This is a genomic window from Pseudomonas sp. GL-R-26, assembly GCF_019947365.1.
In the GTDB taxonomy this organism is placed as follows: domain Bacteria; phylum Pseudomonadota; class Gammaproteobacteria; order Pseudomonadales; family Pseudomonadaceae; genus Aquipseudomonas.
In genome coordinates this window covers 180,150-200,925 of sequence record NZ_JAGYGI010000005.1, presented here as the reverse complement: position 1 = coordinate 200,925, position 20,776 = coordinate 180,150, and the positions used below count along the sequence as shown (strand labels likewise).

Genomic DNA, 20,776 nt, shown 5'->3' with positions numbered 1-20,776 from the left:
GGTCACATTTAAGCATTGTCCGACGAAAACGCCTAAAGCAACAAATCCTCCAGACGACCGTGCAGGCGCTCGGGAAGATTCTCCTGAATCTCGATCAAGGCGCGCGCAATGGCACTCTGAAACCCCTGGACCCCGGCAGAACCGTGGCTTTTCACCACAATGCCCTGCAAGCCGAGAAAGCTCGCGCCGTTGTGCCGTGCAGGCGCCAGATCCGCCTGCAGACGCTTCATCAAGGGCAGCGCCAGCGCGCCAACCACGCGAGTGGCCATGTTCTTCCTGAACAACGCCTCGATGCGCCCGGCAATCATGATCGCCAGACCTTCACTGGATTTGAGCAGGATGTTGCCGACAAAACCGTCACACACCACCACATCCGCTTCGCCACGGTACAAGCCGTCTCCCTCGATAAAGCCGATGTAATTGATGCCACGGGCGCCTTGCAACAAAGTCGCTGCCAACTTGACCTGCTGATTACCCTTGATGTCTTCGGTGCCGATGTTCAGCAACGCCACCCGAGGACGCGCTATGCCCAGGGTTTCAGCCGCAACCGACCCCATGACCGCAAACTGCAACAGATGCTCGGCACTGCAATCGACGTTGGCGCCCAGGTCGAGCAATTGGCAGTAACCCCTCTGCGTCGGAATCGCCGCCACCATGGCCGGACGGTCAATGCCCGGCAGGGTCTTGAGCACGAAGCGCGACAACGCCATCAGCGCGCCGGTATTACCAGCACTGACACAGGCCTGGACCTTGCCGTCACGCAACAACTCAAGCGCCACGCGCATCGACGAGTCGGGTTTGCCACGCAGGGCCTGGGCGGGCTTTTCGTCCATGGTGATGACTTCGGACGCCGGCGTAATCGACAGGCGCGCGCGATCCACAGCCGTATGGCCAGCGATCAATTCTTCAAGTAGGGAGGGTTGACCGACGAGGGTCAGGTGCAACGAGGGTGTAGCAGACAGGCAAGCAAGGCTGGCCTGTACAATGCTGCGGGGACCGAAGTCCCCGCCCATTGCGTCAATCGCGATGACTTGAGCGGACAAGTGATTACTCGTCAGCGCCCTTGTCGATCACTTTACGGCCACGGTATACGCCTTCTGGCGATACGTGGTGACGCAGGTGAACTTCACCGGTGGTTTTTTCTACAGACAGGGTGCTAGCCTCGAGAGCGTCGTGCGAACGGCGCATGTCACGGGCAGAGCGGGATTTTTTGTTCTGCTGAACAGCCATAATTGATTAACTCCTAAACGTTTGGGTCACGCTTTAACTGCGCCAATACACTGAACGGGTTGGACCGCGTTACCTCGTCCTCGCTCGGTTCGGGCTCATCGAGACCCGCCGGCTGCTGGCATTCTTCCGGATGATGAGCAGGCACAATGGGCAAGGCGAGCAGAAGCTCCTCCTCGATCAGTGACTGCAGATCCAAAGGATCTTCGCCCAGTTCCAGCACGTCATAACCTTTCGGCAACGACTGGGTATTCGCACCCTCCTTCACCACAGCGTAACTGCATTCGCTATGGATCGGCAGGGTGACCAGCTCAAGACAACGCTGGCAAACCATTTTGACTTCAGTGTCGATAAAGCTGTGGATGACCACAGATTTACGTTCATCTCGTTCAAAAACGAATTTAGCCTGCACCGTACCGACATTGTCGGAAAGCGGGTCGCAGAGTCTCTCCAAATCGGCCAGCAGCATTTCACCTTGAAGGGTGGTGCCACGATCAGCCAATTTGCGCGGGTCAACGTGAGGTGGAATCGGGTCATTCAACATAGGCGCAGCATTATAGGGATGCCCCCGCCCATGTCAAAGGAAATTCAGCCCTGTCCGTCACTTGGAAGCCTCGCTAGAATTCGCACACGCCTTATGGAGTTGCGCATGCTGCCTTTATTACTCGCTTCCAGCTCGGCCTATCGCCGGGAATTGCTGACCCGCCTGCAGCTGCCTTTCACTTGCAGCTCGCCGGATATCGACGAAAGCCATCGCCCAGGTGAGTCCGCCATCGAGCTGGTCAAACGCCTCGCCGAAGAGAAAGCGCGCGCCCTGGCCGACAGCCATACCGCTCATCTGATAATCGGCTCCGACCAGGTCGCCGTGCTGGGAGACCGGATTATCGGCAAGCCCCACACGTTCGAAAAGGCCCGCGAACAGCTGCTGGCGGCCAGCGGTGCCAGCGTGACATTCCTGACCGGCTTGGCCCTGCTCAACAGCCAGACCGGGCACTGCCAGGTCGATTGCGTGCCATTCACCGTACACATGCGCACACTCGACGCGCCCCGCATCGAACGCTACCTGCACGCCGAGCAACCCTACGACTGCGCAGGCAGCTTCAAGGCCGAAGGCCTGGGGGTCAGCCTGTTTCGCAGCACCGAGGGGCCCGACGCCACCAGCCTGATCGGCCTGCCGCTGATTCGCCTGATCGACATGTTACTGGCAGAAGACGTACAGATTCCTTGAATCTCAATACTAAAAAACCGGCCACGCAGGCCGGTTTTTCATGCCATTTCAGAATCAGCGCAGCGACGGACCGTTAAAGCCCATCCACATCGCCAAATGCTCAGCCACACTGGCACCGAGTTTTTTCGAGAAGCGATCGAATGGCGACTCCTGAACGGTGAAGTCCACCAGTTCTTTCTCGCCGATCACATCCCGCGCAACCGAACTGGCATTACCCAGCCCATCGACCAACCCCAACGGCAGTGCCTGCTCGCCAGACCAGACCAGGCCGGAAAACAGCTCCGGATGCTCCTTGTCCTTCAGGCGATCGCCACGCCCTTGCTTGACGCTATTGATGAACTGCTGGTGGGTCGTATCGAGCACGCCCTGCCAGAAGGCGGTTTCTTCCGCCTTCTGTGGCTGGAACGGATCGAGGAACGACTTGTGCTCGCCAGAGGTATAGGTGCGACGCTCGACACCCAGCTTCTCCATGGTGCCGACAAAACCATAGCCGGCCGCCGTCACACCGATGGAGCCGACCAGGCTAGCCTTGTCGGCGTAGATCTGATCTGCCGCGCTGGCGATGTAGTAAGCGCCGGAAGCCCCCAGGTCGGAAATGACCGCATACAGCTTGATGTCCGGGTGCAGGCCGCGCAGGCGACGGATCTCGTCATAGACATAACCCGACTGCACCGGACTGCCGCCCGGGCTGTTGATGCGCAGGATGACACCCTTGACCTTCTTGTCCTCGAACGCCGCGCGCAGACTGCCAACGATATTGTCTGCGCTGGCCGGCTCCTTGTCGGCAATCATGCCTGTCACATCGATCAACGCCGTGTAATTGGCACTGAGGGTAGCTGCCTTCTCCATATCCATCAGCGGCGAAAACAGGGCAATTGCGCCGAACAGATACACAAAAGTCAGTGACTTGAAGAATATCCCCCAGCGACGGGACCGGCGCTGCTCCTGCACGCCGGCCAGCAGCGTCTTTTCCAGCAGCTTCCAGCTTCTGTCGTCACCGCTCTCTGCGCTCGCCTTGGCGGGCGCCTTCCATTCGTCGGTCATGCCATCCACCCCAAAAACAACCGGTTAAGCCTGCTGACTCAGCCAGGCATACAATTCTGAAAAATGGTCGATGGCCAGTCGCGGTTCATACAACTTCAACGCATCGATCGATTGAGCGCCATAACTGACGGCCACCGAGCCCATGCCGGCGTTGCGCGCCATCTGCAAATCGAAAGACGAATCACCGACCATCAACGCCTGCTCCGGGCGAACCTCGCAATGCGCGAGTATCTGCTCGAGCATCAGCGGATGGGGCTTGCTGGCGGTCTCGTCGGCGGCGCGGGTGATATCGAAGTAATTCTCCCAGCCATGGGACTTCAACACCCGATCCAGCCCGCGACGGGCCTTGCCGGTCGCAACAGCCAGATGATAGCCCTCGGCACGAAACGCCTCGAGCGACTCGACCACACCCTCGAACAGCGGCGAAGGCACAACCTCTGACGCAATGTAATGCTCAGCATAGTGCTCGCGGAAGGCAAACAGCTCGGCGTCGCCGATTTCGGGGTACAGGGTGCGGATCGCTTCCGGCAAGCCCAGACCGATGATGCCCTTGACGGCCAGATCATCGCGCAACTCAAAACCGGAACGCTGCGAGGCAACGTGCATCGCCTCGACAATCCGGCCAATGGAATCGGCCAGGGTGCCGTCCCAATCAAAGATCAGCAGCTTGTAATCAGATGGGCGCACTCAATCGCTCCACGGTTTTGGCCCACATCTCGTCGACCGGCGCCTGCAACTTCAGCTCACCGCCATCGGGAAGCGGCACGGTCAGCATGTAGGCGTGCAGGAACAGGCGCTTGCCGCCCAGATCGCGGATTTCCTTACTGAAATCGTCATCGCCGTACTTGGTGTCGCCGGCAATGCAGTGCCCGGCGTGCAACGTGTGGACGCGGATCTGGTGAGTGCGGCCGGTGATCGGCTTGGCTTCAATCAGGGTGGCAAAGTCGCCAAAGCGACGCAGGACCTTGAACACGGTCACAGACTCCTTGCCCTCCTCCTCGTCGACCTCGACCATACGCTCACCGGAGCGCAGATTGCTCTTACCGAGCGACGCTCGAACTTGCTTGATCGAGGATGCCCAGTTACCGCGAACCAGCGCCATATAGCGCTTGTCAACGCCATCACCGCGCAAGGCAGTGTGCAAGTGACGCAGCATGCTGCGCTTCTTGGCGATCATCAGCAGGCCGGAGGTGTCACGGTCGAGACGATGAACCAGTTCGAGTTCCTTGCAATCGGGACGCAACTGACGAAAGGCTTCGATGACTCCGTAATTCAAGCCGCTGCCGCCGTGAACGGCGATGCCGCAAGGCTTGTTGATCACGATCAGCGCCTTGTCTTCGAAGACAATCGAGGCTTCGAGCCGCTGCAGCAGGCCTTGTGCCAGCGGTACCGGCTCGTCACGCTCAGGCACCCGAACCGGCGGCACGCGCACGATATCGCCCGCCTGCAGCTTGTACTCGGGCTTGATCCGACCTTTGTTCACGCGCACTTCGCCCTTACGCAAAATGCGGTAAATCAAGGTCTTGGGCACGCCTTTGAGTCGGGCGAGAAGGAAATTATCAATGCGCTGGCCGGCATATTCCGGCGAGACCTCAAGCAGTTGTACGCTTGGAGTCGGGGGGGTAGTCGTCGTCATGGCGCGGATGATAACAATTTTTTATGGAATTGAAGCACTTAATCATTGCTGCTATAGTCGCGAACGTCGCCAAAAGCGGCCTGGACAGCGGACCAACGGTCAAAAACCGGCCCTGACCAACGCAATTCACCAGGACGCGAGGCCGTCCTACGGGGCTTTCGCTACGTAACGGTGGAGTTTGCAGGTGTAACGAGCGCAGGTGACATGAGGCCTGAATCACGCCACAAAGCAGAGTTTTCCACTCGTTTTGCGCGCCATATTCACGGCCAGTTCACAAAGTGCAGTCAGCTGCGAATGACCCCGAGCGAAGGCATCGGAAACAACGCCTAAATTAGCCATGATGCGTGACCTCCCCTTTCGGAGCTCACGGTAAATGCCAACCCGCTGCGGATTCTGCGCGCGGCAGCACCCGAATTATCAGGGATACGTGTAGGGTGGAGATGCACAACCGCCGGACTGTGTAGCAACAGGCTTACTCAAGACGCTTCATCTCGTCCACAGCCGCTGGTTGATTCCTCCTCCTGACTGAGTGCTTAAGTAGCCACAGCAAGCAGGACGCGTACGTCGCGATGAAGGCCCACATTGGCCGGACTTCGCTGGACACGGGAATTGGCCAACCACTCCCGACGCACCTGACACCGACCGTGAGAAGTCGTGTGTGCCGAACGCCGTTTCCGGCAGCCCGGAAACCGACGGTACTACATGAAAAGAATGCTGATTAACGCAACTCAACCCGAAGAGTTGCGCGTTGCACTGGTAGATGGCCAGCGCCTCTACGACCTGGACATCGAATCCGGTGCACGCGAGCAGAAGAAGGCCAACATCTATAAAGGCCGGATTACTCGCATCGAACCAAGCCTCGAGGCTGCCTTTGTCGATTTCGGCTCTGAGCGCCACGGCTTCCTGCCACTCAAAGAAATCTCCCGCGAATACTTCAAGAAAGCCCCGGAAGGTCGCGTCAACATCAAGGACGTCCTGAGCGAAGGCCAGGAAGTCATCGTTCAGGTCGAAAAAGAAGAACGTGGCAACAAGGGCGCCGCCCTGACCACCTTCATCAGCCTGGCCGGTCGTTACCTGGTACTGATGCCGAACAACCCGCGTGCCGGCGGTATCTCCCGTCGCATCGAAGGCGAAGAGCGCAACGAACTGCGTGAAGCCCTGAACGGCCTAGTTGCCCCGGCCGACATGGGCCTGATCGTGCGCACTGCCGGCCTGGGCCGCAGCAGCGAAGAAATGCAGTGGGACCTCGACTACCTGCTGCAACTCTGGACCGCTATCAAGGAAGCTTCGCTGGATCGTTCCGCGCCGTTCCTGATCTACCAGGAAAGCAACGTGATCATCCGCGCGATCCGCGACTACCTGCGCCAGGACATCGGCGAAGTGCTGATCGACAGCGTTGAAGCCCAGGACGAAGCCCTGACCTTCATCCGCCAGGTGATGCCGCAGTACGCCAGCAAGATCAAGCTGTACGAAGACAGCGTTCCGCTGTTCAACCGCTTCCAGATCGAAAGCCAGATCGAAACCGCCTTCCAGCGCGTCGTCGAACTGCCTTCCGGCGGCTCCATCGTTATCGATCCGACCGAAGCCCTGGTGTCCATCGACATCAACTCGGCGCGCGCCACCAAAGGCAGCGACATCGAAGAAACCGCACTGCAGACCAACCTTGAAGCGGCCGAAGAAATCGCCCGTCAGTTGCGCCTGCGTGACATCGGCGGCCTGATCGTCATCGACTTCATCGACATGACCCCTGCCAAGAACCAGCGCGCCGTGGAAGAGAAAGTCCGCGAATGCCTGGAAGCCGACCGCGCTCGCGTGCAAGTCGGTCGCATCTCGCGCTTCGGCCTGCTGGAAATGTCCCGTCAGCGCCTGCGTCCGTCCCTGGGCGAAAGCAGCGGCATCGTCTGCCCGCGTTGCAACGGCACCGGCATCATCCGTGACGTTGAATCGCTGTCCCTGGCGATCCTGCGCCTGATCGAAGAAGAAGCCCTGAAAGACCGTACCGCCGAAGTTCGTGCACAAGTGCCGATCCCGGTGGCCGCGTTCCTGCTCAACGAAAAACGCAACTCGATCACCAAGATCGAACTGCGCACCCGTGCCCGCATCGTCATCCTGCCGAACGATCACCTCGAAACGCCGCACTTCGAAGTGCAGCGCCTGCGTGATGACAGCCCGGAAGCCGCGACCAACCAGTCCAGCTACGAAATCGCCGCTGCCGCTGCCGAAGTCGAAGAAGTCCAGCCAGCCGCTGCGACCCGCACCCTGGTTCGCCAGGAAGCTGCGGTCAAGACGGCCCCGGCCCGCGCCAACGCTCCGGTTCCGACCGAAGTGGCCGCTCCGGCCCCTGCCCCGGTCGCCGTACCGGAGCCAAGCCTGTTCAAGGGCCTGGTGAAGTCTCTGGTGAGCCTGTTCGCCACCAAGGAAGAGCCTGTTGCTCCGGCCGTGGTTGAAAAGCCTGCGACCACCGAGCGTCCGGCCCGCAACGAAGAGCGTCGCAACGGTCGTCAACAGAGCCGCAACCGTAACGGTCGCCGCGATGAAGAACGCAAGCCTCGCGAAGAACGTGCACCGCGTGAAGAACGCGCACCACGTGAGCCGCGTGAAGAGCGTCAGCCACGGGAAGTGCGTGAACCTCGCGAGACCCGCGAAGAAACGCCAGCGGTAGCCCGCGAAGAACGCGCACCACGCGCGCCTCGTGAAGAACGTGCACCGCGCGCTCCGCGTGAAGATCGCAAGCCACGTGGCGAGCGTGAAGAACGCGTTCGTGAACTGCGCGAGCCTCTGGATGCCGTTCCGGCTGTTCCGGCTGTTCCGGCCGCCGCTGCTACCGCTGAAGAGCGTCCAGCTCGCCAGCCACGTGAAGAGCGCGCTCCACGCCCACCGCGTGAAGAACGTCAGCCACGTGCCGAACAAGCCGCTGCTGCCGCAACTGAAGAAGAACTGGTCACCAACGAAGAGCAACTGCCGGAAGACGGTCAGGAAGGCGCCGAAGGCGATCGTCCACGCCGCCGCTCCCGTGGCCAGCGTCGTCGCAGCAACCGTCGCGAGCGTCAGCGTGACGCCAACGGCAACGTGATCGAAGGTTCGGAGGAGTCCGAGTCCGGCGAAAACGCTGAAGCGCCAAGCACTGCCGATCTGGCCGCCGGCCTGGCTGTCACTGCAGCCGTTGCCAGCAGCGTGATCAGCGCTCCAGCCGAAGCTGAAGCCAATGTGCAAGCCGAACGCGCCACTGCCGCGACCCTGGAAGCAGCTCCGGTTGAAGCGCCAGTCGTTGAAGCGACCACACCGGTCGAAGTCACCGCCTCGCCGGAAATCGAAGTAGCGCCAGCGCCAGAAGCTCAGCCAGCTGTTGAAGCGGCTGCCGAGCCAGCGCCAGTGGTGGAAGCACCTGCCGTGGTTGCAGAAGCGGTTGTTGAAACCGTGACTGAAACCGTGCGTGAAGTTCGCGAAGAGCAAACCGCATTCAACTGGGTTGCCGAGCCAGCCGTCGCTGAAGTCGCTGCACCTGCCGCTGAGACCCCAGTGGCTGAAGCCATGGTTTCCGAGCCGGTGGTTGCCGCCGCAGAACCGGCTCCAGCGCCTGTGGTTGAAGCGCCAGCCGTTGAAGCTCCGGTCGTTGCCGAAGCACCTGCTCCGGTAGTCGAAGCTGCTCCTGCCAGCGCCCTGACGCCAAGTGGCCGTGCGCCTAACGACCCGCGTGAAGTGCGTCGTCGCAAGCGTGAAGCCGAGCGTCTGCAGAAGGAAGCTGAACTGGCTGCTTCTGCGGCTCCAGCTGAAGCAGCTGTCGCTGCCGAGCCTGCACCGGTTGTTGCTGAAGTGGTTGAGGCAGCTCCTGCCCCAGCCGCTGAAGTGACTGCCGAGCCGGTTGAGTCGGTGATCCACGAAGCGCCGCGCTCCGTTCAGGAAGCGGTAGAGCAACACGAGCAAGCCCAGGAAAAAGAACACGAGCCTAAACCTCTCGTCTGATTCCATCGGCCACTAAAAAGCCCCGTCTGGTGAATCCAGGCGGGGCTTTTTTTATATCTCTGTATATCCCACAAGGATCTATGCCGGTCTGAAGGTTAGTGCCTCAGGCACATCCACATCCCAGACCACACCGGGATCATCCACGGTCACTTCAACCACCCGCCCCTGAGCAAACAGCGGTTTGGCGCCGCGATCCCCCGATAACGCCATCAACCCCGCCGAGAAGTCCCGTCCGAACCCGACCGGATGCCCATACTCGCCGCTCTGCACGGGCACGCTGATACTGTCACCGCCAATGCCCGCCACCACTTGCCCGATACTGGATGGCAGGATGAACGGCATATCCCCCAGCACCATCAGCCAGCCATCGAGTTGCTTGCAGGCAGCGACTCCCGCGGCAATGCTGTCACCCATTCCCGTCGACTCGATCAATACAATCTCGCAGCCATAGGCCTGAGCCATGCGAATCACTTGCGGGCGGTCAGCAGTGGTCACCAGCACGCGTTTGTCCAGCGCCGCCGGCAGGTTGACCAACGTGTGCTCGATGACGAACCGCACCACGCCGTCACGCCCGGTGCAATCGGCCACCAATTTATCCTTTTCGGCGCCCGCAACCTCACGAAACCGGCTGCCCTGCCCCGCCGCCAGTACGACGACGCCAATGGACTCGCTCATACGCTCTCCCGCAAGACTTTCTTCTGCTTCAGTTCGATGCCATTTTTGACCGCCACGATTTCCGCCATGAGCGACAAGGCAATTTCCGCTGGATTATGACTGCCGATGTGCAAACCGATCGGACCATGCAAGCGGTCAATCGCCGGTTGCGACAAACCCAGTTGAGCCAGGTTTTCCCGGCGCTTCTGGCTGTTGACCCGCGACCCCAGCGCCCCGACGTAGAAAGCCCTGGAATCCAGGGCCGTGAGCAGCGCCATGTCGTCCAGACGCGGATCATGGGTCAAAGCCACGATGGCCGTGCGTTCATCGGTCTGGATGTTCAATACCGCCTCATCCGGCATGCCCGAAACGAATCGTCCATGCTGCTCCTCCCAGCCATAGACGAACTCGCTACGCGGATCGCAAATCAGCACCTCGAAATCCAGTAGCCGGGCCATTTCCGCCACATAGCGCGACAGCTGCCCCGCGCCGATCAGCAGCAAGCGCCAGCGCGGGCCATAGATCGCCCGCAAGGTCTGTCCGTCGAACGTCAACACGTCAGCTTTACTGGCCGGCTGCAAAAGCACCTCGCCGGTGGTCAGGTTCAGTTCACGGGCAACGATTTCATGGGCCTCGCAACGCACAAGCAATTGCTCGACCCAATCCCCATCGTCGATGCGCTCCTCGGTCAAGCGCAAGGTGCCTCCGCAGGGCAAGCCGAAACGTGAAGCTTCCTCGCGGGTCACGCCGTAGGTGATCAGTTGCACCGGCGGCCCGTCAAGCTCAAACCGCCCGTCGTGCAGCCGGGCGATCAAGTCATCTTCGACACATCCGCCGGAAACCGAACCAATCACCATGCCGTCCTCGCGCAAGGCCAGCATGGCGCCGGGTGCCCGGGGCGCAGTGCCCCAGGTTTCGACCACGCTGTACAACACCACCCGCTGACCGGCGCGATGCCATTGCAACACACTGCGCAGGACGTTCAGATCGGCGCTGTCCATCAGGCGCCAGCCTTCTGCCAGCCCGACAGCTGATAACGAACCGGTAGGTTGCGGATGCGTTTGCCGGTGGCAGCAAAGATCGCATTGCACAGTGCCGGCGCAATCGGTGGTACGCCTGGTTCACCCACACCGCCCAACGGCACGTTGCCCGGCGGCGTCACCAGATGCACGGCCACTTCTTTCGGTGCCAGGGACATGCGCGCCACTTCGTACATGTGGAAGTTATCCTGCTGGACCTTGCCGTCCTTGAAACTGATCTCCCCCAGCACCGCATTACCCAGGCCCATGACGCAGGCACCCTCGAACTGCGCGCGAATCCGCTCGGGATTGATCTGCGGTCCGCAATCGACGGCAATGTCAGCCTTGTGCACTACCAACGTACCGTCGTCCTTGACCTCCACCTCGATCACCGCCGCCACATAGGTCACGAAGCTGTAATGCACCGCCAGGCCCAGGCCGTGCCCCTTGGGCAACTCACGCCCCCAACCGGCGGCTTTGGCGGCGGTCTCCAGCACCGTGCGCAGGCGCGCGGTATCGATCGGATAACGCTCCGGGGATTCACCGTAGTTCCACTCTTCACTCAAGGTGCGCGGATCGATCTGACGGTCCGGGCCGAGCAATCTGATCTGGTACTTCAGCGGATCCTGCCCGGCCTTGTGCGCCAGTTCATCGATAAAACTCTGGATCGCAAAGCCATGGGGAATGTTCGACACCGAGCGATACCAACCCACCCGGGTATGCACCGTTGCCTCGGGGTTTTCCAGGCGAATGTTGGGGATCGCATACGCCATGTTGGTGAACCCCATGCCCAGTTCGAACGCCGCTTCATGGTTCATGCCCGGTGCAAACAACGCGGTGATGCTCGGCGCCACCGTACGGTGCAACCAGCCGGACGGCAGGCCATCCTTGTTCAGGCTGGCCTTGAGGTATTCGGCCGACACGGTGTGGAAGTAGGAACAGTGAATGTCGTCTTCGCGGGTCCATTGCACCCGCACCGCTTTGCCGGGGAATTCCTTGGCGAGGATAGCAGCCTCGATGATGAAGTCAGGCTTGGACTTGCGCCCGAACCCGCCCCCGAGCAGGGTTACGTTAAAGGTGACTTTGTCGAACGCCAGGCCCAGGCGTTCACCGATCCGTTCCCGGGTGACCTGAGGCGCCTGGCTTGGCCCCCAGGCTTCGCACGCACCGTCCTTGAACCGCGCAATGGCGACCATCGGCTCCATCGGCGACTGTGACAAATGCGGCAAGTAGTAGGAGGCTTCCAGGGTGCTATCGGCGCTGGCCATGGCCTTTTCGAGGTTGCCGGTATTGCGCACCACCTTGCCGGGCTTGAGCGATGCCGCTTCAAGTTCCTTGCGATAGGCAATCGAGTCGTAGCTGGCGTTGGGGCCGTCGTCCCACTCGATTTTCAGTGCCTCGCGGCCCTTGATCGCCGCCCAGGTATTGCTCGCCACCACGGCGATACCGCCGAGCGGTTGAAATTCCGAGGGCAACGGACGACTTTCGATCTGTACCACTTTGACCACGCCGGGGACTTTCATCGCCGCGCTGCCATCGAAGCTTTTGACTTTGCCGCCATACACCGCGGGCCGCGCGATGGTCGCGTACAGCATGCCGTCGAAATGCACGTCGGCGCCGTACACGGCGCGACCGTTGACGATGTCCTCCCCATCGATGGCCTTGGTGCCTTCCTTGCCGATGTAACGGAACTCAGCGGGTTGCTTGAGCTTCAGGCTGTCGCGGGCCGGAACCGGCAACGCGCCTGCGGCGGAGGCCAGGGCGCCATATCCGAGCTCGCGGCCGGACGGCTCATGGACAACCTTGTGCAATTGCGCATGGCATTCACCAACCGGCACTTTCCATTGCGCGGCGGCAGCCTGTTCTAGCATGGTCCGCGCGGCGGCACCGCAGCGACGCATCGGCTCGTACCAGTGACGCATGCTGCGTGAGCCGTCAGTGTCCTGGTTGCCGAAGCGCACTTCATCGCCGGGGGCCTGCTGCACCTTGACCAGAGCCCAATCGGCTTCCAGTTCATCGGCCACCACCATGGTCAAGCTGGTGCGCACGCCCTGGCCCATCTCCGAGCGGTTGCAGATCACGGTCACTGTGCCATCAGCGGCGATGCTGACATACACCTTGGGATCATCAACCCAGCCGTGAGGCATGCCGTCGGCGCCGAACTTCTTCTCTTTCTCGTCGGCAAACGCGTCCTGCCAGCCCCAACTCGCGGCAACCACCAGCGCACCGGTCGCCCCCACGCCCTTGAGAAAACCACGGCGACTGAGGTTGCTCAGGGCGAAATCATTCGGTAACCGGCTCATGCCTTGACCTCCTTCAGGTGAGTGGAGGCCTGGCGGATCGCGGTCTTGATGCGGTTGTAGGTGCCGCAGCGGCAGATGTTGCCAACCATCGCTTCTTCGATCTGCTCGTCGCTCGGATTCGGATTGGTCTTGAGCAGCGCCGTCGCCGACATGATCTGCCCGCCCTGGCAGAAGCCGCATTGGGCGACTGCCGTGTCGAGCCAGGCTTGCTGCACGACTTTGCCGATCGGGTCGGCATGCAGGTTGTCGATGGTGCTGACATTCTGCCCGGCGACTGAACCGATGGGCGTGATGCAACTGCGTGCCGGAGCCCCTTCGATATGAATGGTGCAGGCGCCGCACAGGCCCATGCCGCAGCCGAATTTGGTGCCGTTGTAACCGGCCACGTCGCGGATCGCCCAGAGCAGCGGCATGTCCTCGGTGACGTCGAGTTGATGGTCTTGACCATTGAGTTTCAGGGTAATCATGGGCACGCCCGCATAGGTCTTGAGTTATGGGGTCGAGCAATCTGCCGCTGGATCTCGGTGGGTCGCACGCAGATCGACTCAGGCTAATGGGCTCTCTTGTGCGGACGCAAACGGTCTGCACCGGGCCTTTGGTGGAGCAAGAGTGTGCATCGTTAGCTGACTAAGTTAACCGAGCATTAACAAAAAAGCCCTGCTGAGACAGGGCTTTTTAGCTGCAAGCTTTAAGCTGCAAGCTTCAAGTAGAAGCAAAACAGCGAAAAACCTGAATTTAAGGATTGTAGCTTGCCGCTTGAAGCTTGTAGCTTGCGGCTGCTTCATCAATACCGGTTCGGCTCCATTTCCAGATCGACATGGAAACGCTCGAAAATGTCTTTCTGGATACGCTGCGCCAGGTTCAGCAATTGCAGACCCGTCGCGCCGCCATAGTTGACCAGCACCAGCGCCTGCAATTTATGCACGCCAGCATCAGCCTCGCGGAAACCTTTCCACCCTGCCCGCTCGATCAGCCATCCGGCGGCCAGCTTCATCTGCCCGTCGGGTTGCGCATAGGCCACCAGGTCCGGGTATTCGCCCTTGAGCCGTGCAGCCAGCACCGTCGATACCAAAGGGTTCTTGAAAAAGCTGCCGGCATTGCCGAGTACGGCCGGGTCCGGGAGTTTTTCGTTGCGGATGCTGCAAATGGCCTGACTGACATCGCTGGCGGTCGGATGCTCGATACCCTGCTCGGTCAGGCGCTGGCGCACCGGGCCGTACTCCAGGTGCAGATGCGCGGCGCGGTCGAGGGCGAAACGCACACGCAGGATCAACCAACGCCCCAGCTCCTGCTTGAACAGGCTGTCGCGGTAGGCGAAGTTGCACTCTTGCAATGTGAAGTCACGCAGTTCGCCGGTCTGGCGATCGAGGGCGGTCAGGCCGGCGAACACGTCCTTGATTTCGACACCATAAGCGCCAATGTTTTGCATCGGTGCCGCACCGACGGTGCCGGGAATAAGACTGAGGTTTTCCAGGCCGGACAACCCCTGGGACAGTGTGTGTTGCACAAAAGGATGCCAGGGCTCGCCCGCCTCGGCCTCGATCACCACTTTGCCGCCTTCATCGCTCAGCACGCGAATCCCGCGCGTGGCCATGCGCAGCACCAGCGAATCGATGTCCGCCGTCAGCAGCAGGTTGCTGCCGCCGCCGATCACCAGCACCGGGACCTTGTGTTCCAGCCCGTAGGCCAGGGCTTCGCGCACATCGGCGTCGCTATGGGCCTCGGCAAACAACCGGGCCTGGACATCCACGCCAAAGCTGTTGAACGGCTTGAGCGAAACCTGCGATTGAACCTGCAAACTCATAACCGTCCCTTCAATTCGATCACCAGCAAATCGCTGGCGTGCTCGATCAGGTCGAGCACCTGCTCGAAGCCTTGCTCGCCGTCGTAGTACGGATCCGGCACTTCATCGACCGGCGACTGGTAGCGACGCAGGAACAGGTCGAGTTCGGCCTTGCCCTTGGCCGGTTGCAAGGCCTTGAGGTTGCGCAGGTTGCTGTTGTCCATCGCCAGGATCAGGTCGTAGGTGGCGAAATCGGCACGGCTGACTTGCTGGGCGCGCTGGGTGGACAAGTCATAACCGCGCAGCTTCGCCGCGGCCTGACTGCGCTTGTCCGGCGCCTTGCCGACATGCCAGTCGCCGGTGCCGGCGGAGGCCACTTCAACCTGATCGGCCAAGCCGGCCTCGCGCAGCTTATGCCGCAGCACGCCTTCGGCCGTGGGTGACCGGCAGATGTTGCCCAGGCAGACAAACAGAACCCGCATCACGCCTCCAGCAGGCGACGAACGCGCTCAAGGTCTTCAACGGTATCGACACCGGCTGGCGGCGCGATCAGAGCGTCGGCGACGTGGATTCGCACGCCGTGCCACAGGGCACGCAGCTGCTCCAGGCACTCGGTGTTTTCCAGCCAGCATGGGCCCCAGCTGACGAAATCCTGCAGGAAACCGGCGCGGTAGGCATAGATGCCGATATGGCGGCGATACGGCACACCTTCCGGTAACTGCTCAGGGTTCACGGCAAATGCATCCCGCGCCCAAGGCAAGGTGGAACGGCTGAACGTCAGCGCCAGGCCATTGAGGTCGCTGACGACCTTGACCACGTTGGGATTGAACAGGGTGCCCGCGTCTTCGATCGGCTCGGCCAGGGTGGCCATGCGCGCTTCGGCGTGGGCCGCCAGGTTGGCGGCGACCTGATCGATCACGCTCGGCGGGATCAGCGGTTCGTCGCCCTGGACGTTGACCACGATGGCGTCGGGCGCCAGGCCCAGCTTCATCGCGACTTCGGCCAAGCGATCGGTGCCGGAGTTGTGATCTTCACGGGTCAACACCACTTCGGCACCAAAGCCTTTGCAGGCCTCGACGATGCGCGCGTCGTCGGTGGCCACCACCACCCGCTCGGCGCTGCTTTTGCTCGCCTGTTCCCAGACGTGCTGGATCATCGGTTTGCCGGCGATCAGCAGCATCGGCTTGCCCGGCAGGCGGGTGGAGGCGTAACGCGATGGAATGACGACGGTAAAGGCTGTGGTCATTTATCCAGGCGCTCGTCGGTAGTCAGGGTGCGCGCTTCGGATTCGAGCATCACCGGGATGCCATCGCGAATCGGGTAGGCCAGGCCTGCACCCTTACTGATCAGCTCGGTCTTGTCGGCGCTGAGCTTGAGCGGGCCTTTGCAGACCGGGCAAGCGAGGATATCGAGCAATTTGGTGTCCATGAGCATTCCCTGGAAAAAACGGAGTTAAGGCAACAAACGAGCCGGCAGCAGGCGCATCAGCTGTGTGTCGAACCAGGCCACGAAGGCCGGCGACGGCACGGCATCGACCGCCAGGTACCACCAGTCGGCGGCGGCAAAGGCACGGCATTTCACCGCGTCCTTTTCCGTCATCACCAACGGCAATGACGGCGTGAAATTCAACACCTCCACGCTGTATTCGGCGTGGTCGGCAAACGCATGTGGAACCGGCTGCCAGTGTAGCGTTTCGAGGGTCTTGAAGAAACGTTGCGGATTGCCGATGCCGGCCACCGCGTGCACAGCCTGGCCTGCGCCGAAGTGGTCAAGGGGACGTCGTTCGCCGCTGCGCAGGTTGACCAGCGCGGTGGGGCGCAATTGAAAGGCAAATCCATCATCGCGGTCAGCCACGGCACCGTTGTAGAGCACCGCGTCGACGCTTTGCAGGCGCTCGGCCGGCTCACGCAATGGCCCGGCGGGCAGGCATCGACGGTTTCCCAGGCCGCGGGCGGCGTCGATCAGCACCAGTTCCAGGTCACGGGCCAGGCGGTAGTGCTGCATGCCGTCGTCGGACAGGATCAGGTCCAGCGGCTCACTGGCCAGCAAGGCTTTGACGGCATTGCTGCGATTGGGGTCGATCATCAGCGGCACGCCCGTACGCTGGACGATCAGCAACGGCTCGTCACCGGCGACGTCGGCACCCTGCTCGGCCTCGACCCGCCACGGCAACTGCGGCGGTTTGGCGCCGTAGCCACGACTGACCACGCCGACGCGCAGGCCGCTGCGCTGGCAGTGTTCGATCATCCATAGAATCAGCGGCGTCTTGCCAGTGCCACCCACGGTGATGTTGCCGACCACGATCAGCGGCACCGGTGGTTGATAGATCTCGCCCTCACCCGCCAGAAAGCGCTTGCGCTTGTTCATGACCACGCGCCGGTACAGCCATTCCAATGGCCGCAACAGCTTCAGGGCCGGATGACCTGCGTACCACGCGGCGAGCAATCGATCGGACATGGCCATCAGGGCGCCGGGGGCGCCGCCTCGATGGTGGTCATGCGCAAATGACTGAAGCCGAGTTTGCCGGCCGCATCCATGGCAGTCACCACGGACTGATGCTGAGTCTTGCCATCAGCGCTGATGGACAGCGGTCGGTTGGTGTCGCCGTTGGCTTCTTTTTGCAGCGCGTCCATCAGCGAAGCCAGGTCGCTTTTCGGCAAAATCTGGTTGTTCACCGAAAACACGCCGTCGGCACTGATGGCGATGTCCAAAGGTTTGCTCTGATCGTCGGCCGGCGTGCCGCTGACGGCTTCCGGCAGATCGACTCGCAACTGGGTTTCACGGGTGAAGGTGGTGGTCACGACAAAAAACAGCAGCAGGATGAACACCACGTCGATCAACGACGCGAGGTTGATGTCCACCGTTTCCCGTGGTTTGCGGCGGAATTTCACGCTTTGCTCCCGGTCAGGTCCACATCGCGATCGCCCTGCACCACTTCGACCAGCTTGATCGCTTCCTGCTCCATGCCCACCACCAGCTCATCGATCCGGCGTTGCAGGAAACGGTGGAAGAACACCGAAGGGATACCCACCATCAGGCCCGCAGCCGTGGTGATCAGGGCCTTGGAAATACCACCGGCCAGTACCGAGGCGTTGGTGGTCATGCCATTGCCTGTGAACGCACTGAAAATATCGATCATGCCCAGCACCGTACCCAGCAGGCCCAGCAACGGCGCCATGGCGGCGATGGTGCCTAGGGCGGCGACGTAGCGTTCGAGCTCATGGATAACCCGCTGTGCGGCCTCTTCGATGCACTCCTTCATGATCTCGCGACCATGCTTGGAGTTGGCCAGGCCGGCCGCCAGGATCTCGCCCAACGGGGAGTTGGCGCGCAGTTCCTTGAGTTTTTCCTTATTGAGCTGTTTGTCCTTGATCCAGACCCAGACCTGCCCGAGCAAGTGCTCCGGGGTCACGCGGCTGGCCCGCAGGGTCCACAGACGCTCGGCAACGATCGCCATGGCCGCGATGGAACTCAAAATGATCGGCAGCATCATCCAGCCGCCGGATTTGACCAATTCCCACACAGTGACAGCCCCCTCGAAAAAGTGCGCCACTCTAACATAGGGGGTGCAAGCACCGAAGACCGTGATGTCGCATCCGGTCGGGCTTTGATAATGCTCGGTTATGGGTTCAAGGGCGGCGGATCGCGCCAGAAACGCCGCTCCTGGCGCATTGACCACGGTGGCTCGAAGCGTCCCAGTTGCAGACGAATGGCTCCGTGTTCGACGCTGTCGTAGATCGCCATTCCACGTTTTTGATAACGCGCGATGACCGTCGCATGCGGATGGCCAAACGAATTGCCCTGCCCGCGGGAGATCAGCGCCCCTTTAGGTTGCAGGACATCCAGCAGGGCCATGGACGACGAACTGCGACTGCCGTGGTGTGGCGCCTGCAGCCAATCGGTGGGCACGGCCAGCGGACTGTCCAGCAAGGCCCTCTCGGCGGCGACATCAATGTCGCCACTCAACAGCAACCGCTCACCATTGGCCTCGATCAGCAGGACACAGGAGTTCTGGTTACTGTCGCCGGCCAATGGCCAGTGCCAAAGCTGGAAATCGACTTCATCCCAGGTCCATTGCCGACCGCTCTCACACTTCTCGGCCTGCAACCCCATAGGCAAGTCTGACGGCTCACCACTGACCACCTGTTCCACCGGCAAGCCCTTGGCAATCGCCCGGGCACCGCCGGCATGATCGGCGTGGGCGTGGCTGATCAGCATCAGGTCGAGCCCCTTCACCCCCAGTTTGCGCAATGCCGGCAGCACCACCCGCTCCCCTTGGTCGAGCTCACCGAAACGCGGTCCGGCGTCATACAGCAACGTGTGATGCCGAGTGCGCACCAGGATCGCCAAGCCCTGCCCCACATCAAATTGCCAGACTTCGGCCATACCTTCCTGCAAAGTCGGCCTGGGCGAAAAAACCAACATCAACAGCATGGGCCACCCCAACGGGCGCATCGGCAAGCCTCGCGGCAGTAATAGCAAAAAAGCACCCATGGCACCGATTACCCAGGCCCATAGCGGGACTGCCGCGGGCACCCACGCGGGAATCTGGCCGGAGACGACCCCCAGTCCCCTGAACCACCATTCGATCAGGCCGCCCGCCAGCCACAGCAGTTTTTCACCCAGGTAAGGCACCGGCAGCAACAGTGTCCCGAGCAACGCCGGTGGCAGGACCACCAGACTGATCCAGGGCACCGCGAACAAATTGGCCAGTGGCCCGCTGAGACTGATTGGTAACCCCAGTGCCAGTAACAATGGGCACAGTCCGATTGCAATCAGCCACTGGGCACGGGTCCAGGTCTGCCACCAACGCCAAGGCCCCAATCGTCCGCCGAAGGTCAATATCAAGACTGCCACGGCCGCGAAAGACAGCCAGAATCCAGGCTGAAGACTCGCCAACGGCTCCAGCAGCAAAATGCCGTCGAGTGCCAACAACAGTGGCCACCATGCACCAAGATGACGGAACCGCAGACGCCACAACAACACCATTGCAATCATCAGGCAGGCCCGCCGCACCGGCACCTCGAAACCGGCCAGCATCCCGTAACCGAGTGCAGCGGCGAATGCCAGGCCACACGCCCAGGGCAACCATGGTAGACGGCTCGGCCATAACCCAAAGCGGGCCAGGCCGGCGATCAGCAGATACACGACGCCCGCCAGCAACCCGATGTGCTGCCCGGAAATCACCAACAGATGCACCGTGCCGGTGTCCTGCAATACCTGCCAGTCTTCGCGACTCAGCCCGGCGCCGTCCCCGAGTACCAACGCCGTCAACGCGCCGCTTCGCCCTTGGGCATCCACCGCCAGCAAACGCTGACGGATTACATCGCGCCAAGCCCATCGGGCTGGCGCAAGGCGCTCGCCCTGCTTGACCGTCCCGGTCGCGCCAATGCGTTGTGCCAGCAACCAGGCCTGGTAATCGAAGGCCTGAGGATTGAGGAGCCCGACCGGGCGCTTCAACTTGACTGCCAGACGCCAGCGCTCTCCACTGTTCACCGGTGGCCCGCCATACCAGGCCAGACGCATTTGCCGCGGCAGCCGGGTACGTCGGGACTGGATGTCGGTCAATTCGAATCGCACGACACCGTCATCATGCCGGGGCAAGCCTGTGACCCGCCCTTCGACCCAGCGGGTTTCTCCGTCCAGCGCCGGCGGTAACCGGTCATCCAGCGCCCACTGCGCATTCACGCAGGCCCAACTCAAGCCGAACAGGTAAAACGCCACCGGATAGGTCCTGAACGGCAGCAACATCAAACCCGCCACCGGCATCGCCAGCCACAACCAGACCGGCGGTAATGCCGGTAAAAAACGCAAGGTCAACAGACCCAACGCCAGCGCCATCATCCCTGTGCGCATAAGCCCGTCCTTGAGAGTACCCTCAAGGCTTAGCCCGCCCTTCGCCTGGGCGTCGTCAATAAT

Annotated in this window: 20 protein-coding genes; 2 read left to right on the top strand and 18 right to left on the bottom strand. The window is 61.4% G+C overall.

What is annotated here, in order from left to right; translation table 11 throughout:
* Positions 1-32: 32 nt before the first annotated feature.
* Genes plsX through KGA96_RS08055 form a run of 3 tightly spaced genes read right to left on the bottom strand, consistent with a single transcriptional unit; the run spans position 33 to position 1,771 of the window.
* Complete coding sequence (plsX, locus tag KGA96_RS08065; protein ID WP_080925235.1) at positions 33-1,043, bottom strand: phosphate acyltransferase PlsX; 1,011 nt, start codon at positions 1,041-1,043, stop codon at positions 33-35.
* 4 nt (positions 1,044-1,047) lie between these two features.
* Positions 1,048-1,230 (bottom strand): 50S ribosomal protein L32, encoded by a 183-nt coding sequence (rpmF, locus tag KGA96_RS08060; protein WP_003179396.1) that lies wholly within the window; start codon positions 1,228-1,230, stop codon positions 1,048-1,050.
* Positions 1,231-1,243: 13 nt separating this feature from the next.
* Positions 1,244-1,771 (bottom strand): YceD family protein, encoded by a 528-nt coding sequence (locus tag KGA96_RS08055; RefSeq protein ID WP_008050439.1) that lies wholly within the window; start codon positions 1,769-1,771, stop codon positions 1,244-1,246.
* A 105-nt stretch (positions 1,772-1,876) separates the two neighbouring features.
* On the opposite strand from KGA96_RS08055, the gene KGA96_RS08050 reads away from it, so the two are divergent.
* Entirely contained in the window at positions 1,877-2,455 is a 579-nt protein-coding gene (locus KGA96_RS08050; RefSeq protein ID WP_046037473.1) for a Maf family protein, read from the top strand.
* 54 nt (positions 2,456-2,509) lie between these two features.
* Here KGA96_RS08050 and KGA96_RS08045 read toward each other — a convergent pair whose 3' ends face one another.
* Genes KGA96_RS08045 through rluC form a run of 3 tightly spaced genes read right to left on the bottom strand, consistent with a single transcriptional unit; the run spans position 2,510 to position 5,135 of the window.
* Entirely contained in the window at positions 2,510-3,499 is a 990-nt protein-coding gene (locus tag KGA96_RS08045; RefSeq protein ID WP_223464269.1) for a S49 family peptidase, read from the bottom strand.
* A 24-nt stretch (positions 3,500-3,523) separates the two neighbouring features.
* A complete protein-coding gene (locus KGA96_RS08040) occupies positions 3,524-4,186 on the bottom strand; it encodes an HAD-IA family hydrolase (RefSeq protein ID WP_046037475.1) in 663 nt (220 codons plus the stop codon).
* Positions 4,173-5,135 (bottom strand): 23S rRNA pseudouridine(955/2504/2580) synthase RluC, encoded by a 963-nt coding sequence (gene rluC, locus KGA96_RS08035; protein ID WP_046037476.1) that lies wholly within the window; start codon positions 5,133-5,135, stop codon positions 4,173-4,175. The genes KGA96_RS08040 and rluC overlap by 14 nt, the downstream gene beginning before the upstream one ends.
* Before the next feature lie 702 nt (positions 5,136-5,837).
* Here rluC and rne point away from each other — a divergent pair.
* The gene (gene rne, locus KGA96_RS08030) at positions 5,838-9,098 is read left to right on the top strand and encodes a ribonuclease E (protein ID WP_223512270.1); all 3,261 of its coding nucleotides are present in this window, start codon (positions 5,838-5,840) and stop codon (positions 9,096-9,098) included.
* 78 nt (positions 9,099-9,176) lie between these two features.
* Here the strand turns inward: rne and KGA96_RS08025 are convergent, their stop codons facing one another.
* The 12 genes from KGA96_RS08025 to KGA96_RS07970 form a co-directional block, all read right to left on the bottom strand.
* The gene (locus KGA96_RS08025) at positions 9,177-9,773 is read right to left on the bottom strand and encodes a nucleotidyltransferase family protein (RefSeq protein WP_223512268.1); all 597 of its coding nucleotides are present in this window, start codon (positions 9,771-9,773) and stop codon (positions 9,177-9,179) included.
* The gene (locus KGA96_RS08020; RefSeq protein ID WP_046037479.1) at positions 9,770-10,753 is read right to left on the bottom strand and encodes an XdhC family protein; all 984 of its coding nucleotides are present in this window, start codon (positions 10,751-10,753) and stop codon (positions 9,770-9,772) included. Before KGA96_RS08020 ends, KGA96_RS08025 begins: the two co-directional genes overlap by 4 nt.
* Positions 10,753-13,074, bottom strand: a complete 2,322-nt coding sequence (locus KGA96_RS08015; RefSeq protein ID WP_223512266.1) for a xanthine dehydrogenase family protein molybdopterin-binding subunit — start codon at positions 13,072-13,074, stop codon at positions 10,753-10,755. The genes KGA96_RS08020 and KGA96_RS08015 overlap by 1 nt, the downstream gene beginning before the upstream one ends.
* Positions 13,071-13,541: a (2Fe-2S)-binding protein gene (locus KGA96_RS08010; protein ID WP_046037481.1), complete on the bottom strand. Its 471-nt coding sequence runs from the start codon at positions 13,539-13,541 to the stop codon at positions 13,071-13,073. Before KGA96_RS08010 ends, KGA96_RS08015 begins: the two co-directional genes overlap by 4 nt.
* Before the next feature lie 317 nt (positions 13,542-13,858).
* The gene (murB, locus tag KGA96_RS08005; RefSeq protein ID WP_046037482.1) at positions 13,859-14,878 is read right to left on the bottom strand and encodes a UDP-N-acetylmuramate dehydrogenase; all 1,020 of its coding nucleotides are present in this window, start codon (positions 14,876-14,878) and stop codon (positions 13,859-13,861) included.
* On the bottom strand, positions 14,875-15,339 hold the full coding sequence (locus KGA96_RS08000; RefSeq protein ID WP_046037483.1) for a low molecular weight protein-tyrosine-phosphatase: 465 nt from the start codon (positions 15,337-15,339) through the stop codon (positions 14,875-14,877). The genes murB and KGA96_RS08000 overlap by 4 nt, the downstream gene beginning before the upstream one ends.
* Positions 15,339-16,103, bottom strand: a complete 765-nt coding sequence (gene kdsB / locus KGA96_RS07995) for a 3-deoxy-manno-octulosonate cytidylyltransferase (protein WP_046037484.1) — start codon at positions 16,101-16,103, stop codon at positions 15,339-15,341. Before kdsB ends, KGA96_RS08000 begins: the two co-directional genes overlap by 1 nt.
* Positions 16,100-16,285, bottom strand: a complete 186-nt coding sequence (locus KGA96_RS07990; protein ID WP_003179363.1) for a Trm112 family protein — start codon at positions 16,283-16,285, stop codon at positions 16,100-16,102. Before KGA96_RS07990 ends, kdsB begins: the two co-directional genes overlap by 4 nt.
* Positions 16,286-16,309: 24 nt before the next feature.
* The gene (lpxK, locus tag KGA96_RS07985) at positions 16,310-17,320 is read right to left on the bottom strand and encodes a tetraacyldisaccharide 4'-kinase (protein ID WP_223464262.1); all 1,011 of its coding nucleotides are present in this window, start codon (positions 17,318-17,320) and stop codon (positions 16,310-16,312) included.
* The gene (locus tag KGA96_RS07980) at positions 17,320-17,748 is read right to left on the bottom strand and encodes an ExbD/TolR family protein (RefSeq protein ID WP_046037486.1); all 429 of its coding nucleotides are present in this window, start codon (positions 17,746-17,748) and stop codon (positions 17,320-17,322) included. Before KGA96_RS07980 ends, lpxK begins: the two co-directional genes overlap by 1 nt.
* On the bottom strand, positions 17,745-18,380 hold the full coding sequence (locus KGA96_RS07975) for a MotA/TolQ/ExbB proton channel family protein (protein WP_046037487.1): 636 nt from the start codon (positions 18,378-18,380) through the stop codon (positions 17,745-17,747). The genes KGA96_RS07980 and KGA96_RS07975 overlap by 4 nt, the downstream gene beginning before the upstream one ends.
* 98 nt (positions 18,381-18,478) lie before the next feature.
* Positions 18,479-20,713: a DNA internalization-related competence protein ComEC/Rec2 gene (locus KGA96_RS07970; RefSeq protein WP_223464259.1), complete on the bottom strand. Its 2,235-nt coding sequence runs from the start codon at positions 20,711-20,713 to the stop codon at positions 18,479-18,481.
* Positions 20,714-20,776 lie beyond the last annotated feature (63 nt).